Source organism: Flagellimonas sp. HMM57, from assembly GCF_021390175.1.
GTDB lineage: Bacteria > Bacteroidota > Bacteroidia > Flavobacteriales > Flavobacteriaceae > Flagellimonas.
In genome coordinates, this window is the sequence record NZ_CP090004.1 from 3,832,746 (window position 1) to 3,846,978 (window position 14,233).

13 protein-coding genes are annotated in these 14,233 nt (G+C 38.4%); 7 read left to right on the plus strand and 6 right to left on the minus strand.

The window, feature by feature from the left end; genetic code table 11:
* The first annotated feature begins 195 nt into the window (after positions 1-195).
* Together LV716_RS17075 and LV716_RS17080 are read left to right on the plus strand one after the other, a co-directional pair.
* Positions 196-2,598 carry a TonB-dependent receptor gene (locus tag LV716_RS17075; protein WP_163418984.1) on the plus strand — a complete coding sequence of 801 codons (2,403 nt, stop codon included), beginning with the start codon at positions 196-198 and terminating at the stop codon, positions 2,596-2,598.
* Positions 2,599-2,714: 116 nt separating this feature from the next.
* Entirely contained in the window at positions 2,715-3,338 is a 624-nt protein-coding gene (locus tag LV716_RS17080; protein WP_163418985.1) for a GTP cyclohydrolase, read from the plus strand.
* 101 nt (positions 3,339-3,439) lie between these two features.
* Here the strand turns inward: LV716_RS17080 and LV716_RS17085 are convergent, their stop codons facing one another.
* Genes LV716_RS17085 through msrA form a run of 3 tightly spaced genes read right to left on the minus strand, consistent with a single transcriptional unit; the run spans position 3,440 to position 4,920 of the window.
* Positions 3,440-3,715: a hypothetical protein gene (locus LV716_RS17085; protein WP_163418986.1), complete on the minus strand. Its 276-nt coding sequence runs from the start codon at positions 3,713-3,715 to the stop codon at positions 3,440-3,442.
* Between the two features lie 40 nt (positions 3,716-3,755).
* Entirely contained in the window at positions 3,756-4,355 is a 600-nt protein-coding gene (folE, locus tag LV716_RS17090; protein ID WP_163418987.1) for a GTP cyclohydrolase I FolE, read from the minus strand.
* Positions 4,356-4,359: 4 nt separating this feature from the next.
* A complete protein-coding gene (gene msrA / locus LV716_RS17095) occupies positions 4,360-4,920 on the minus strand; it encodes a peptide-methionine (S)-S-oxide reductase MsrA (RefSeq protein WP_163418988.1) in 561 nt (186 codons plus the stop codon).
* Between the two features lie 155 nt (positions 4,921-5,075).
* Here msrA and LV716_RS17100 point away from each other — a divergent pair, with 155 nt between their 5' ends.
* Together LV716_RS17100 and LV716_RS17105 are read left to right on the plus strand one after the other, a co-directional pair.
* Positions 5,076-5,738, plus strand: a complete 663-nt coding sequence (locus LV716_RS17100; protein ID WP_163418989.1) for an ABC transporter ATP-binding protein — start codon at positions 5,076-5,078, stop codon at positions 5,736-5,738.
* A gap of 10 nt (positions 5,739-5,748) precedes the next feature.
* Positions 5,749-6,513 (plus strand): TIGR02757 family protein, encoded by a 765-nt coding sequence (locus LV716_RS17105; RefSeq protein WP_163418990.1) that lies wholly within the window; start codon positions 5,749-5,751, stop codon positions 6,511-6,513.
* Here LV716_RS17105 and LV716_RS17110 read toward each other — a convergent pair.
* Both LV716_RS17110 and LV716_RS17115 read right to left on the minus strand, forming a co-directional pair.
* On the minus strand, positions 6,510-8,327 hold the full coding sequence (locus LV716_RS17110; protein WP_163418991.1) for a cytochrome-c peroxidase: 1,818 nt from the start codon (positions 8,325-8,327) through the stop codon (positions 6,510-6,512). The genes LV716_RS17105 and LV716_RS17110 overlap by 4 nt on opposite strands.
* Before the next feature lie 85 nt (positions 8,328-8,412).
* Positions 8,413-9,960, minus strand: coding sequence for a phosphatase (locus tag LV716_RS17115; RefSeq protein ID WP_163418992.1), 1,548 nt, complete (start codon positions 9,958-9,960; stop codon positions 8,413-8,415).
* Positions 9,961-10,292: 332 nt separating this feature from the next.
* Here LV716_RS17115 and LV716_RS17120 point away from each other — a divergent pair, with 332 nt between their 5' ends.
* The 3 genes from LV716_RS17120 (at position 10,293) to LV716_RS17130 (ending at position 12,984) form a co-directional block, all read left to right on the plus strand.
* Positions 10,293-11,111: a LytTR family DNA-binding domain-containing protein gene (locus LV716_RS17120; RefSeq protein WP_163418993.1), complete on the plus strand. Its 819-nt coding sequence runs from the start codon at positions 10,293-10,295 to the stop codon at positions 11,109-11,111.
* 103 nt (positions 11,112-11,214) lie between these two features.
* Positions 11,215-11,808 (plus strand): hypothetical protein, encoded by a 594-nt coding sequence (locus LV716_RS17125; protein ID WP_163418994.1) that lies wholly within the window; start codon positions 11,215-11,217, stop codon positions 11,806-11,808.
* A gap of 12 nt (positions 11,809-11,820) precedes the next feature.
* Positions 11,821-12,984: a serine hydrolase gene (locus LV716_RS17130; protein ID WP_163418995.1), complete on the plus strand. Its 1,164-nt coding sequence runs from the start codon at positions 11,821-11,823 to the stop codon at positions 12,982-12,984.
* Position 12,985: 1 nt separating this feature from the next.
* Here the strand turns inward: LV716_RS17130 and LV716_RS17135 are convergent, their stop codons facing one another.
* On the minus strand, positions 12,986-14,122 hold the full coding sequence (locus LV716_RS17135) for a Gfo/Idh/MocA family protein (protein ID WP_163418996.1): 1,137 nt from the start codon (positions 14,120-14,122) through the stop codon (positions 12,986-12,988).
* Between the last annotated feature and the right edge of the window lie 111 nt (positions 14,123-14,233).

Below are 14,233 nucleotides of genomic sequence, written 5' to 3' on the forward strand. Positions count from 1 at the left end.
AAAAATTACCTAAGATTAAAATTGATGCTAGGTTGATTAATGTTTCTAACCAGTGTCTTAAGTTCTTTTAAGTTAAATTATGGTTTTTAATGTAGAATATGTCAATAGCATGATGCACACTAGTCTTTTCATAGATTATGACTATTCAATAAAAAATCATAATACTTATCAACCCCTTTTGGATAACAAATCATAATGAAGCTACGGCCTCTATTACTTTTTCTATTTATTTCATTCTTTACGGTGGCACAGAAAGACCCGTGTACATATTCGGTTAGTGGTAAGGTGTTGGATGTGGATACCAAAGAACCTATCCCCTATGCTGTAGTTAAAGTTGACGGTACCAAAAAATACACCAGTACCAATGCCGAAGGTCATTTTAGTATTGATGGTCTGTGTTCAGAAAAAAATACTCTCATCATTTCGTGCGTGGGTTATGCAGATTCAACTAAGGAGCATGAACATGATTCCAATATTCACTTTTACTTGACGCAAAAGGTGACAGGTCTAGAGGAAGTCACCATACAGGCGCAAAGAACAAAAGAAAAGGGTACCGAAACAATTTCACAGATAACTATTGGTAAATCAGAAATTGCCAGCAGTTCCACACAATCTTTGGCAGCTGTTTTATCCCAACAACAAGGATTGACATTCATTTCTACCGGAAACAATGTCCAATTGCCCGTTATACATGGACTGTACGGAAATCGAATCTTGGTTTTGAACAATGGTCTAAAGCACGGTTTTCAAAATTGGGGAACAGATCATGCACCGGAAATTGATATTTCATCGGCAAATAGCATAACCGTTGTTAAAGGCGCGGCAGGTGTAAGATATGGACCCGAAGCTTTGGGCGGTGCCATAATTATTGAACCGAACCCCTTACTTTTAAACAACCCGTTATACGCAGAATTTGGTACAGGCTATGAAACTAACGGTCGCGGCTACAATACCAATCTAGAAGTTGGGGGCGGAACCGAAAATTGGAGCTTTTTCGCAAATGGAAACTATACTAGAATCGGTGACCGTAATGCTCCGGATTATAGTTTGACCAATTCGGGCAAAGAAGAAAAGGCATTTAGTTTTGGTGTGCTTCGCCACTTGAACAAGTGGGATTTTAAAATCAACTATAGCTTTGTAGACCAAAATTTAGCACTTTTGCGATCATCCATAGCAAGTAGTCCTGAGTCCTTTATTCGGGCTATTAATTCGGATGAACCCAATTTTATAAACCCCTTCTCATACGATATTAATGAACCCAATCAAACCACACAACATCATTTGGCAAAAGCTGAAGTAAATTGGTGGTACAAAGAAGGAGCACGACTTACCCTAATAGGCGGCGTACAACTTAATAAAAGAGATGAATTTGATGTAAGAAGAAATTCTGAGCTTCCCATCATAGATCTTGATTTGACTACCCTAGATTATCAACTGGAATGGAAACATTCTAAATGGAACGGATTGGACGGATTATTGGGTGTTCAATATTTCAGTCAAAATAACGACAATAACCCCGGTACACAGACCACTCCATTTATTCCAAACTATAATACCGATAGATTCAGTGCCTTTGCCATTGAGAGCTTTCAATTTGGAAGGAATACTTTGGAAGCAGGATTGCGGTTCGATTATGAAACCAACGATGTTAGGGGTAGAGAAACCAATCAGGATATTTTTAGGGATAACTACAACTTCACCAACTTTACAGGATCATTGGGATTTGTACGACAACTTTCTGAAAACAGTACCTTCAGAACAAACTTGGGCACTGCTTGGCGTACCCCGAACATGGAAGAATTGTTCAGTTTTGGACAACATGGTTTTAAGACTACCTTTGGTTTGTTACGATTCTCGGATACCAACGGTCAATTGAGTACAAGTGAGGTAGTTCCTTTGGACGAAAGCGACGTAAATCCGGAAAGAGGCTATAAATTTATCAATGAATTCCAGACCTCTAAAAACGATAACACACATAATCTAACCATCTACTCCCACTATATTGAGAATTACATTTTTGATAGACCCATTGGTGTTTTCGGAACCATCCGGGGGCCCATGCCCGCTTTTATTTTCGATCAGGTAGATGCGCTGTTCTTTGGAGGTGATTACAGTTGGAAAAAAGATTGGACAAAGAATATTTCTGGAGTTTTTGGGTTTAGTTATTTATGGTCAAGAAATATAGGTGACAATGAGCCCTTGATAAATCAACCTCCCGTTTCAACAAGTTTTGAACTGCGGTGGGACCAAGGTAAATTATGGATGTTGGATTCATCTAAATGGACGATTCGCCCTAGCTATACCTTTCAACAATTCCAAGCACCACGAACGGTAACACCCGAAGATTTGGTAGATAGAACTGTTGAAATTACAACAGATTCAGAGATTTTTGATTTTGCAGATGCACCAGAAGGATACTTCCTTTTAGACTTATCGTGGAATTTCAAATGGAAAAACCTAAGCGGTAGTATTACGGCCCAAAACCTATTAAATACCAGTTATCGTGATTATCTCAATGAAATGAGATACTTCGCGGATGAACCTGGTAGAAATATCCTATTTACCTTGAACTATTTTTTAAAAGCAAAAAAAAGATGATGGAACAAAAACCCCCTACAACTAGGCCTAAGATAACTAGACCACCATGACTATTTCAAATCTGGCAGTAACTATTCAAACATTTTAAATTTAGTAAACAAATAAAAAAAGTAAAAATGAAAACAATTGAAAAATTTATGAATTACCGTTTATTGGCCCTTCTATTTGCCGCTTTCGCTATCACCAGTTGTAGTGATGATGACGATGCTCCCGAAGAAGAAGAAGAATTAGAGGTAATTACAAACGTCACCCTTATTTTCACCAATGATGCAGACTCCAGTGATGAGGTTAGGGCTAGAGCCGTGGATTCCGACGGATTGGGCACAGCAGAATTGGAAGTACTTGATGAAATTACCCTTGCGGCAGATACGCAGTATACCTTGACTTTTGAAATTTTAAATGCCTTAGATCCTGATGATGTTGAAGATATAGGAGATGAAATAAAGGATGAAGATGATGAACACCAGATTTTCTTTAGCTTCACCGAAGATGCTTTTGATAGCCCAGGAGGGAATGGTAACATAGATACGGCTTCTGATCCAATCAATTACAATGACCAAGATGAGAATGGGAACCCCGTAGGTTTGTCAACTTCTTGGACAACTCCTGCTTCAGGTACAACTACAGATGGAACATTCACGGTCATACTCCAACATCAACCAGGTGAAAAGACATCTACATCAGGTACCGATATTGGTGAAGATGATTTTACCCTGGAATTTGTCTTAAATATTGAGTAAATCAATCATTAGTTTGACAACGGAATAAACGAAAGTTCATGTAAGTTTGTTAGTTAAAATCGGGAGGACTTACTCTTTTAGTTCTCTCGATTTTATTTTGTTCACTTTTTCGAAAAGATGTAGGTGTAGACCCACATAATGGTGAACGAAGGTATCACATCCATTCCAGGAACAAGTTCTTCGACAAAGGTTACCACTCCCGCAGCCTGTCCTATTCTTCCCTTGTACATTCGGGTCATTAACCAACCGGCCATAGGTGCCCAAATTACGTCTGAGAATTCCCCAATTGCTGGGATAGCAAAGGACAACATTCCAATGCCGTCAAATAATAATCCTAAAAAAAGATTGCGGTATTTTAAATCCTTCTCTTCTGTCATGAAGGGAAAATAGCAAATAGCAACGACTTGAAAAAATTAACTACGATAAATCCGAACTAATGAGTTTAAGGAATTCATTACGCGTCTCTATCTTTTCAAATTGCCCCCTAAAGCCTGATGTTGTGGTCACGGAATTCTGTTTTTGTACACCGCGCATCATCATACACATATGTGAGGCTTCTATCACTACAGCGACACCTTTAGGCTTTAAAGTATTGTTAAGACACTCTAGAATGTCGTGCGTCAAACGTTCTTGAACTTGTAACCTTCTCGCAAAAACATCAACTATACGCGGTATTTTACTCAATCCAACGATATGCCCGTTGGGTATATAAGCTACGTGGGCTTTCCCAAAAAACGGTAACATGTGGTGTTCGCAGAGGGAATACAGTTCTATATCTTTTATAATGACCATATCGTCATAATCCTCCTTGAACATTGCACCTTTTAGAATTTCGGCAGCATCTTGTTTGTAGCCTTGGGTCAAGAAGAGCATAGCTTTTGCTGCACGCTCAGGAGTTTTTGTAAGCCCTTCACGTTCAACGTCCTCTCCTATCTCACCAATAATTTTAGAGAATCGTTCCTTTATATCATTGGTTATGGTAATGTTGTACTCTTCAAGATTTTGATATGGTGCCATATTCTTATATAACTGTATTTAGCTTATTTGAAAAATGCTTGTTTAACTTTTTGATTTTAGGGTCAATGATAAACTGACAGTAGGGCTGATTGCTATTGTCATTATAGTAATTTTGATGGTCCTCTTCCGCCTTATAAAATACTTTTTCCTCAGAAATTGCAGTAACTATAGGAGAACCAAAAACACGTTCTTTTTCCAGAAGTGCAATAAATTTCTCCGCTTCTTCCCTTTGCTTTGTGTTGGTATAAAAAATTTCGCTTCTATATTGGGTGCCTACGTCATTTCCCTGCCTATTCAGCGTTGTAGGATCATGAGTGGCAAAAAACACCTCCAACAATTCATTAAAAGAAATTAAAGTAGGGTCGAATAGTATCTTGATTGCTTCTGCGTGTCCGGTTCTACCAGTACAAATTTCTCTATAGGCTGGATTCTTGATTGTACCGCCAGTGTATCCAGAAATTACTTCTTGTACACCGTTAAGTCTCTGAAATACAGCTTCTGTACACCAAAAACAACCGCCAGCGAATATAGCAGTCTCTATTAGAATATTATTTTGTTTACTCATTTCTATGTAAAGTTAAACAAACTTAATGGTTCTGTAACTTAAAAACAATGATAAAATTTTCATAACTAGTCGCAGTCATATCCAAAAACTTTAATTAAAACTTCCGATTTTTGTTTGCTCGATGGTAATGATTACATTCCCACAATACACTATATATGATCAAAGCTAGTAACATAAAGAAGAGCTACGGTGAACTCCAAGTTTTAAAAGGTGTTGACCTAGAGATAAAACAAGGCGAGGTTGTATCTATTGTAGGTGCATCTGGAGCTGGCAAAACTACATTGTTACAAATATTGGGAACTTTGGATTCACCTTCCAACAAAAAAGATAGTTCCTTGTTCATAAACACAAAGGATGTTACCCAGCTCAACGATAAAAATCTAGCACGTTTTAGAAACGAGCATATTGGTTTCATTTTTCAGTTTCATCAATTATTACCAGAGTTCACTGCATTGGAAAATGTCTGTATCCCTGCATTTATAAAAAAGACCTCAAAAACAGAAGCCGAAAAACGAGCTAAGGAACTCTTGGACTTTCTAGGCCTTACGGATAGATATCATCATAAGCCCAATGCGCTGTCCGGTGGAGAGCAACAACGCGTAGCGGTTGCACGTTCGTTGATCAATAACCCATCTGTAATTTTGGCAGATGAACCCAGTGGTAATCTTGATTCTGAAAGTGCTGACAATCTTCATCAACTTTTTTTTAAGCTCCGTGACGAATTTGGACAAACCTTTGTACTAGTTACACATAATTCAGAATTGGCAAATATGGCGGATAGAAAATTGACAATGGTAGATGGATTGATTGTTTCCTGATTTTTATTTTATGACAAAAACAGCGCTAAAAACTTTTTTGGACGAAAAGGTTGAACAGTACAATCATCCTAAATTTCTAGAAGATGATCCATTGCAAATTCCACATCGCTTCACAAAAAAGGAAGATATTGAAATCAGTGGGTTTTTAACAGCGACCATTGCATGGGGAAATCGAAAAAGTATTATCAACAATGCATCAAGATTGATGCAACTGTTGGACAATGCCCCTTTCGATTTTGTGCTGAACCATTCGGAATCCGATTTGAATCGATTGGAACCTTTTGTACACCGAACATTCAATGGCCATGATTTACAATATTTTATAAAAAGTCTTCAAAACATTTATCAAAACCATAATGGTTTAGAAGCCATATTTGTACAACATCAAGATACCGACTCGTTACAATCCGCCATATCCAATTTTAAGAAGTGTTTTTTTGAGCTACCCCATGAAGTCAGGACCATGAAACATGTTTCAGACCCCTTAAAAGGCTCCGCCGCAAAGCGAATCAATATGTTTTTGCGATGGATGGTACGGGATGAAAGTACAGGTGTGGATTTCGGAATTTGGCGAGGACTGAAACCAAGCCAGCTTTCATGTCCGTTGGATGTTCACTCGGGTAATGTGGCCAGAAAACTAAAACTGCTAAAACGAAAACAAAACGATGCTAAAGCTCTGGCAGAGCTGGATAAAAACCTAAGAAAACTGGACCCAATGGATCCAGTTAAATATGATTTTGCGCTGTTCGGATTAGGGGTATTTGAAAAATTCTAGTTGTTTTTCTCGTATGCTTTATCTGTAAGTGTGCTCATAAAAGCAATGATCGAGCTGATTTCTTTCTCATTTAAACTAAGAGAATCGGCTGGAAGCGTTTGGTAAGGAACGTCAAGTCCCATTCCTTGCCCACCTCCTACATTATAAAACTCCATCACTTCTTCAAGAGAAGTATAGACACCATTATGCATGTACGGAGCTGTTATTTCCGCATTTCTTACGGTTGAAGTCTTAAAAAAGTTTCTTTTCTCTTCAACCTTGTAAGGATAGTACTGTCCTGGATCAGTATCTAAAACTGGGTGTTCAAAACTTGCGTTTTCTGGCACACCAAGATTTTCAAATTCGGTTTCCATATACTTAGGTGGAACAGTACCATTAAAAGCAGGTGGAAAGTGGCAAGTAGCACAGGCCGCTTTACCCATGAAAAGGTTAAAGCCCAACACTTCTTCATCTGTTAAAGTTTCTTCCAAACCTTGAATATTTCTATCAAATTTGGAATCAAACGGTGCTAAACTTCGAATATATGTTGCAATAGCATGGCGTACATTCAGGTTGGTAACCTTACCATTATAAAGTGAATCAAATTCTTTTGTATACTTTGGATTTGATTTGACACGCTGCTCCATCGTATTTAAATCCAAATGAAACTCATTTTCATCATTGACCACATTTACAATTTGGTCCTCTAACCCATCGGCACGACCATCATAAAAAAAAGTGCGCTGAAAAACAGAATAGGTCAATGTTGGAGTGTTACGCTTCAATTCAATCCCATTTATGCCCCTTCCCTTTTTTAAACCATCGGTAAACGCCTTTTCTTTATGATGACATGTAGCACAGCTTATATTTCCTGTGCTAGAGAGAGATTCATCATTGAACAATGCCCTACCAAGTTCAATTCGCTCTTTGGTAATCTCAGGCGAGCGTTGCATTGAAAACATTTTCATATTGAAAAAATCCTTGTCAAAAAGATTTGTTGCCGTGGGGCTTAGAGATCGTGAAGTGTTCAATGCAATGTTCCAATCATCAGCAGTCTTATTGACCAATTGTAATTGTTTGTTAGTATGGTCTTTAATGAATTTATAACGGTCAAAACTGTCAAAATCACCAGCATTCAAATCAGAGATAGTTTTCTCTAGTTCTTGAACCCACGAATTGTATACCGCTTTCGACGTAAAAGCTTCTTCATATAGGTTTAATATTGTACTAATGGTCTCGTAGTTATAAACTGCCTCATTTAGTGAGTTGGCCAACATTGGTGAATCAAATCCAGTAATACCTTTCGTTGCAATATTGACAATGGCATCACGTATCATCTTTAAGTGGTGGCGATCACGCTGGGTAATGAGTATGTGGTTTTTTCTGATGTAGGGAATCCGTACTTTCAAATATTCGGCAACAAAATGGAGTTCTTTATTATCGAATCCTTCTTCAGCATATAACAGCTCTTCCAAAACCTGATAGCTCTTAGGTTTCAAAACTTTTATGTCTTGATAATCATCAATCTCTACCTTCAGTAAATTTGGGGCGTTCATAGAAAGATAGTTCTCATAATCATAGGCAATAAGCATAGGCTCGCTACGCTTGTACCATTCCCTACTTTTTAAGAAGTTGGTTTTATTCTCGGCTAGTGATTTTAGCGTGTCCACCTTTTGGATATAATGCGCAGCACTATCCAATGTTTTAAAGTAGTGGTTTCTGATTTCTTCGTTGAGCATTGATTCTTTATCCGCAGAAATTACCTTAACCAACTTTTTTTCCTGTTTACAGGAAAACAAAACCAATAAACATAAGATGAGATATAATGACTTCATAGATTTCATAGTAATATGTTGAATGTGAGAACCAAAAAGGTTCCCGAATTCGGGAACCTTTTATGTTTAACTTTTACAGTCCAAACTATCTTGGAAGACCTGTTAACTTAAACAAGAATGAACCTTCTAAGCGCGCAGAACCTTCATCGATAGCAGTTGGGTCTACAAATTTAAGTCCGTCCGCTCTTACGGCAGTTTCTGGTGTAGTCGAAAAATTCCAACCATGAACTTGGGCTCCTCCCATGAAAGTTGGTTCAGAAGCACCGATAATTTCAGTTACATCGATCAGACCGGTAATTTCCCAATTGCTCGTTGTAACACCATAACCCAATGCCGCCGCACCTTGTTGATTGCATTCTAGAACTTCTTTAACAACTCCAGTATTTAAGTCATATTGCCATAGCTTAGCAAAGCCCGTAATTTGTGGATTCAAATCGGCATATCCATTAGGGTCTTCTTGGATATAAGCATAGTTCTCGGTTACCAAAATATTGTCTGGAGAGTGCATTCCATCTCCTTTACCACCTTCTTTGTCTCCATCGATAACTACGGTCAATTTTGCGTCACCAGTTGGATTTTCAGGATTCAACTCTATTTTGTAAACCCTTCCAAAGCCAGTCCCTCGATTGTTCAAATCAGGATTGTCGTTACGTATTCTACCAGTAGCATTAAAATAAACTTGTCTGTTGGCTTCTGCAGAACCTCTTCTCCAATCGATATCCTCAATTCTTTGGAAACCGATAGCCAAGGAATCAATAGCTTCTTGATTTAGTTCAGCAATGGTACGCTCAGTTACTTTGACCCATTCTACATCATAAGCAATGTCTTCAGCCATACCCATTTCAAATAACTGACCTCCTTCACCTATTCCTGTCTCTACAGGGTTTTTTCCACGTAACACATATAGGTCTCCGCCGCTTAGGTCTCCTAGACCTCCAACATACATTGCAAAATGCCCCTCAGGGTAAGTGTTATTACTATCATCATCTCCCATAAAAACAACTGTTCGACCGGGATATGCATCTTTACCAATAACAACAGCATTTTCCGTTGACCATTCTCCTAAGGCAGGAAGTCTTTCCGCTTCAACTCTATTTTCAGAAGGTCGGAAAGGATTAACTCTGTAAACACCCTTTGCATTTCCGCCCCATTCACCACCAGATAGGTATAATGGGCCAAAACCATGTTCTTCAACAGTGATGGATGAACCAGAGCACTGCGCCGTAAAAGCTGTAGCGGTAGCACTTACGATATACTCGCCTTCGTAGGGTTGTAAATCAGAATTCATCATAATTCTTGCAATGGAGTAATCAGATTCTAGATTATTGATAAAAGCATAGTTACCATCACCATTTGGATAAAGTGCTGCACCATCCATAAAGGAACCATACACGAAAGTTGAATCGGAAGGTAAAATGTCTGCGGATGACATAATCATATTTAAATCAGCACTGTTGGCGAATTCACCTTTTAAAGTAAATACGCCATCTGGTACTACAGAAGCAACTAGAGGCTCCATCTCTGTAGTTGGATCATCGTCATCGCCACCTCCGCCGATGAAATCGTCGATTTTATCGCAAGAAGTTACTGCAATCAAACCGCCCAATAAAAGTAAATTTTTAAGTGTTCTCATTTGTGTTTTTAGGTTTAGAAAGTATATTGTTTTATAAGGATTCGTAACAAAAATACCCATGAGAACGCCCAGCGACCGTTAATTAAATATGGTGATAAGTAAAACTAAACTTCATTAAAATGTTAAAAAGTTAAGAGAATGTTATTATTTAGATAAGGTCTTAATAATTGTGCCATGCTATTCAATTTGTAAACTTGGTCACAACTCGAAAGTTACTTTTAGACCGAAACTTAAATCTTTGAATATCAAACTTTTAAATACAATCATGAATTCCAGTATTTTTATTTGAAGACTCAACATCCTATTTTAGGCATGTTTAAAGTGATACTCCTTTGGTTAAAAAGCGTACCTCCACATATTATCCCGATATTCCACTTTTCTTGGTGCTTATTCCCTTTATAAGCGGCTTCAACTACTATTTGACATATTCCAATGTACAATTCAATTGGTGGTTCATATTTACCTATACACTGGACACCCTCACTGGATACGTAGCTTGGTTAGGAGCAAGAAAGGTTATATTATGGTTGGACAATAAGATGCCCTATGCCGATGGATTCATCAAACGTGTCACGGTTCAATTTCTGCTCACCACCTTTGTTGGCCTCTTTATTATTAGTTTTTTGACCGAGTTGTCCAGTCTAATAGTAAAAGGTAAATGGGCCCACCCAAGTTTTTATTCCCATGACCTATTTATCATATCCATTTGGTTCTTCGTAATCAATGCTATCTACATTATGATTCATTATTATTACAAATGGCAGGGAACAGAAGAAAAGGTCAAGTCAGAAAAAGAGAAACTGAATAAGGGAATTTTAGTGAGAGAGGGAAAGATGGAGGTTCGTTTACCCTTCTCCAATATTTTGGGTTTCTCCGTTGAAAAGGATTATGTAGCTGTTTTTACCAACACCGGAAAACAATACTTTTTGGATTCCACCTTGGAAAAAATTTCGAGTACACTACCCGAAAAACTGTTTTTTCGCCTAAATCGACAATATGTCGTGAACCGAAATACCATTACCGGGTTTCAAAGACGCGAAAATGGGAAGCTTAGTGTTGCTTTAACCCTCAACCCCTCCATACCCCTAGAAATTATGGTGAGTCGTACTAAGGCCCCGACATTTAAGCGGTGGTTTCGGAATCTTGATTGACAGTCCATCCTTTTTTTTGCCACATTTCACCGGAAAACCCATCATTTTCTTTGATTTCCAAAGGGTTTCAATTTTAGCTTTGGGAATCAAATCAATCAAAAAAATGAAAGCAATTATTCTATCGTTGACCAGCTTTTTTCTGGTCATAGGTACAAAAGCACAAAGTGTTTCTACGGACAACCATAGAAACTTTCCTTTGATGATAAGCATTGAGTTCCATTCTCTTTCACTGCCGTTTAAAAACAAAAAGTTGTTTTCCAATATAGGAATCGGGATAGGAACCGAAGTAAGTCATAGTGGAAATAGAGATTGGGTACAGCAGTTCAAAATATCATGGTATGGCAATAAACGTGTTGGAGGCGGTTTATTGGTTCATTCCCAAGCCGTTTGGAGACCCGACCTGTTTTCTGATGCATTTGGGGAAGTGAAGCTGGGAGTAGGTTATCTTTTTGTCAAAAGGCCTGTGGATTCGTTTAAACCAACTTCTGATGGATGGACAAACGTTGGAAAAAAAGGGAAAGGCATGTTTGTCATACCCACTGGTATCGGCTTCGGTTACGATACTTTTGATGAAAGTATTTATGTATCTCCCTATACCAACTATCAGTTCATACTTGCTATGAATTACAATACGAGCGTTCCTGTGGTTCCATTTACCCTACTGGAATTAGGCTCAAGAATTCATTTTGAAGATTAAATCCCTGTTGTCATGAAAAAAACAATTTTCTTTATCGTTTGTGTTTTGATGCTTGCGCAAAACAATCAAGCGCAACAAACTTCTTCAACCTCGAAAAAGGGTTCAATTTCAATAAATGAAAATCATCCAAAAAGCCAAAAGGTTTCAAGAATACTTGAAGAACTTACTCAAAATGGATGCCCTGGTGCCAGTATTGCAATTTTAGATAACAATGGTTGGTGGCTCCACAGCGAAGGATTGGCAAGTTTGGAGAAAAACGAACCTATGACCAATGATCACCTTCACTACCTCCAAAGTGTTGCCAAAACCTATATGGCCGTAGCTGTTTTGAAGCTTTATGAAACGGGTAAACTTCAATTGGACCATCCCATCACACAATATTTGGATTCAAGGGTTTCCGAAATGATTCAGCGTGCAGATGAAATCACCGTTAGGATGCTTTTGAACCATACTTCTGGAATTCCTGAATACAATTTTAATCCCAACTATACAGCCACGTTGTTACAACATCCGGAAACTGTTTTTAAAGGCGAGGACTACATTAATTACATAAAGCGGAAACCTTTTGACTTTGAACCCGGAAGCCGGTATTCCTATAGAAATTCAAACTATGTATTGCTTTCAATGATTGTCGATAAAGTCACGGGAGATCATGGTGACTTCATACGAGAATATATTTTTAAACTCCTGAGTTTAAAAAACACCTACTATCAAATCTCACCGAGAAAACTAAAGAACGAAAAGCTTCCCAATAGTTATTGGGACCGCTATAGCAATGGGATTTTGGAAGATGTATCATTTGTGCAGCAGCAGAACGTAGCTTATATGGTAGGAGATGATGGCATTGTAACGACTACACAAGAGGCTATTCTGTTTTTGAAGGGTCTTTTGGAAGGAAAGCTACTGCAGGAAGCTACCCTAAAGGAAATGATGACTTGGGTTATGCGAGATGGAAAGCCGGTTTATGGATTAGGTTTAGGATCAAACGAAATTGCAGGTCAAAGGTTCTATGGCCATACTGGAGGAGGACTGGGAGCTGGCTGCGAGTTAAGATACTTCCCAGAGAAAAACTTATATATGTTTATAGCCATCAATATCGGTACTGTTACCGGTAGTCCCTTGCATGCAAAACTGGTTGAAGTAAGGGAAAGACTATACCAAACCCTATTGGAATAGGTTATCCCCCAAATCCATAATCAGTTTCAAAATCCAACTTAATTTTTTCACCACCTTTGGCAATGGACTCATAAACTGCTTCTACTATCATCATATCCCGCTTGCCCATTTCACCTGGTGCTAGATTAGGAGCATTTAATAAGATATGCTTTGCAAAATCGTCCATTTGTATTTTTTGCTGGCTTTCTTGTGGAAAATCCAGTGTGCCGCTGGAAGTTCTACCAGCCAAAGGTATGTAAGTACTAGCTGGGTCTAGTTCAAACCATCCACGTTCGCATGAGGCAAAAAGTCGATTTGCACTAATGTTATGTGATGTCATTATGCTCCCGGTCGTACCACTTGAAAATTCGAACTGGGCAGTTATGGTCTCATCTGTATCTTTAAAGTAATCTGGTCTTGTACTAAACTCCTGTGCAGAAACAGAAATTGGATTTTCCCCTGTACCATAAATAACACTTTGAATAGCATACAGTCCCATATTCATGAGTGCGCCACCTCCAGATAATTTTTTATTCAACCGCCACTGGTTGGGATTTGAGGTAGAACGATAAGCAGCATCCGCCGAAATATAATTGACGGCTCCAAATGTTTTTTCCTTTACAAATCGTTTAATTTCCTGGGTATAGGGTTCCGAATGTAAGCGATATCCCATGCCGAGTTTCACTTCCGCTTTTTTGCATGCATTTATAATCGCATCACATTCTTCAACATTCATGGCCATAGGCTTTTCACAGATAACGTGCTTTCCTGCTTTTGCAGCGCGAATGCAAAAATCGGCATGCATGCTATTTGGTAAAACCACATACACGATATCAATAGCATCATTCTTTGCGATGTTATCAAAATTCTGATAGTTGTATATATTCTCTTTGGGAATTCCATATTTTTCCGCCCAAGCATTTTCCTTCTCTGGGGTGCCGGTGACAATACCCGCCAAATAACAATGTTTCGTGTCCGACAAGGCTGGGGCGAGTTGATATGTGCTGTAGCTACCTAGCCCTACTAAAGCCACTCCTAATTTCTTCTTGTTTTGTGCATTCCCCATAGCACATGCCAAAGGAGTAGTTGCCAATAACGTAACACCTCCCACTCCTTTTGCCAGCGTAGCATTAAAGTCCCTTCTTGATAGTTTTTCCATATGTCAAGTATTCGTAGTATCTAAAGTTAGAAATAAATAACCCAATACGTATTGATCATTAGGTATTTGTGATTCTTTGGTAATAGAAAGATTGTCCTTTAAAATACTTAT

Excerpts from the sequence above, each read along its gene's own strand:
- LV716_RS17075 (WP_163418984.1), top strand. The coding sequence starts at position 196 with ATGAAGCTACGGCCTCTATTACTTTTTCTATTTATTTCATTCTTTACG.
- LV716_RS17080 (WP_163418985.1), top strand. The coding sequence starts at position 2,715 with ATGAAAACAATTGAAAAATTTATGAATTACCGTTTATTGGCCCTTCTA.
- LV716_RS17085 (WP_163418986.1), bottom strand. The coding sequence starts at position 3,715 with ATGACAGAAGAGAAGGATTTAAAATACCGCAATCTTTTTTTAGGATTA.
- folE (WP_163418987.1), bottom strand. The coding sequence starts at position 4,355 with ATGGCACCATATCAAAATCTTGAAGAGTACAACATTACCATAACCAAT.
- msrA (WP_163418988.1), bottom strand. The coding sequence starts at position 4,920 with ATGAGTAAACAAAATAATATTCTAATAGAGACTGCTATATTCGCTGGC.
- LV716_RS17100 (WP_163418989.1), top strand. The coding sequence starts at position 5,076 with ATGATCAAAGCTAGTAACATAAAGAAGAGCTACGGTGAACTCCAAGTT.
- LV716_RS17105 (WP_163418990.1), top strand. The coding sequence starts at position 5,749 with ATGACAAAAACAGCGCTAAAAACTTTTTTGGACGAAAAGGTTGAACAG.
- LV716_RS17110 (WP_163418991.1), bottom strand. The coding sequence starts at position 8,327 with ATGAAGTCATTATATCTCATCTTATGTTTATTGGTTTTGTTTTCCTGT.
- LV716_RS17115 (WP_163418992.1), bottom strand. The coding sequence starts at position 9,960 with ATGAGAACACTTAAAAATTTACTTTTATTGGGCGGTTTGATTGCAGTA.
- LV716_RS17125 (WP_163418994.1), top strand. The coding sequence starts at position 11,215 with ATGAAAGCAATTATTCTATCGTTGACCAGCTTTTTTCTGGTCATAGGT.
- LV716_RS17130 (WP_163418995.1), top strand. The coding sequence starts at position 11,821 with ATGAAAAAAACAATTTTCTTTATCGTTTGTGTTTTGATGCTTGCGCAA.
- LV716_RS17135 (WP_163418996.1), bottom strand. The coding sequence starts at position 14,122 with ATGGAAAAACTATCAAGAAGGGACTTTAATGCTACGCTGGCAAAAGGA.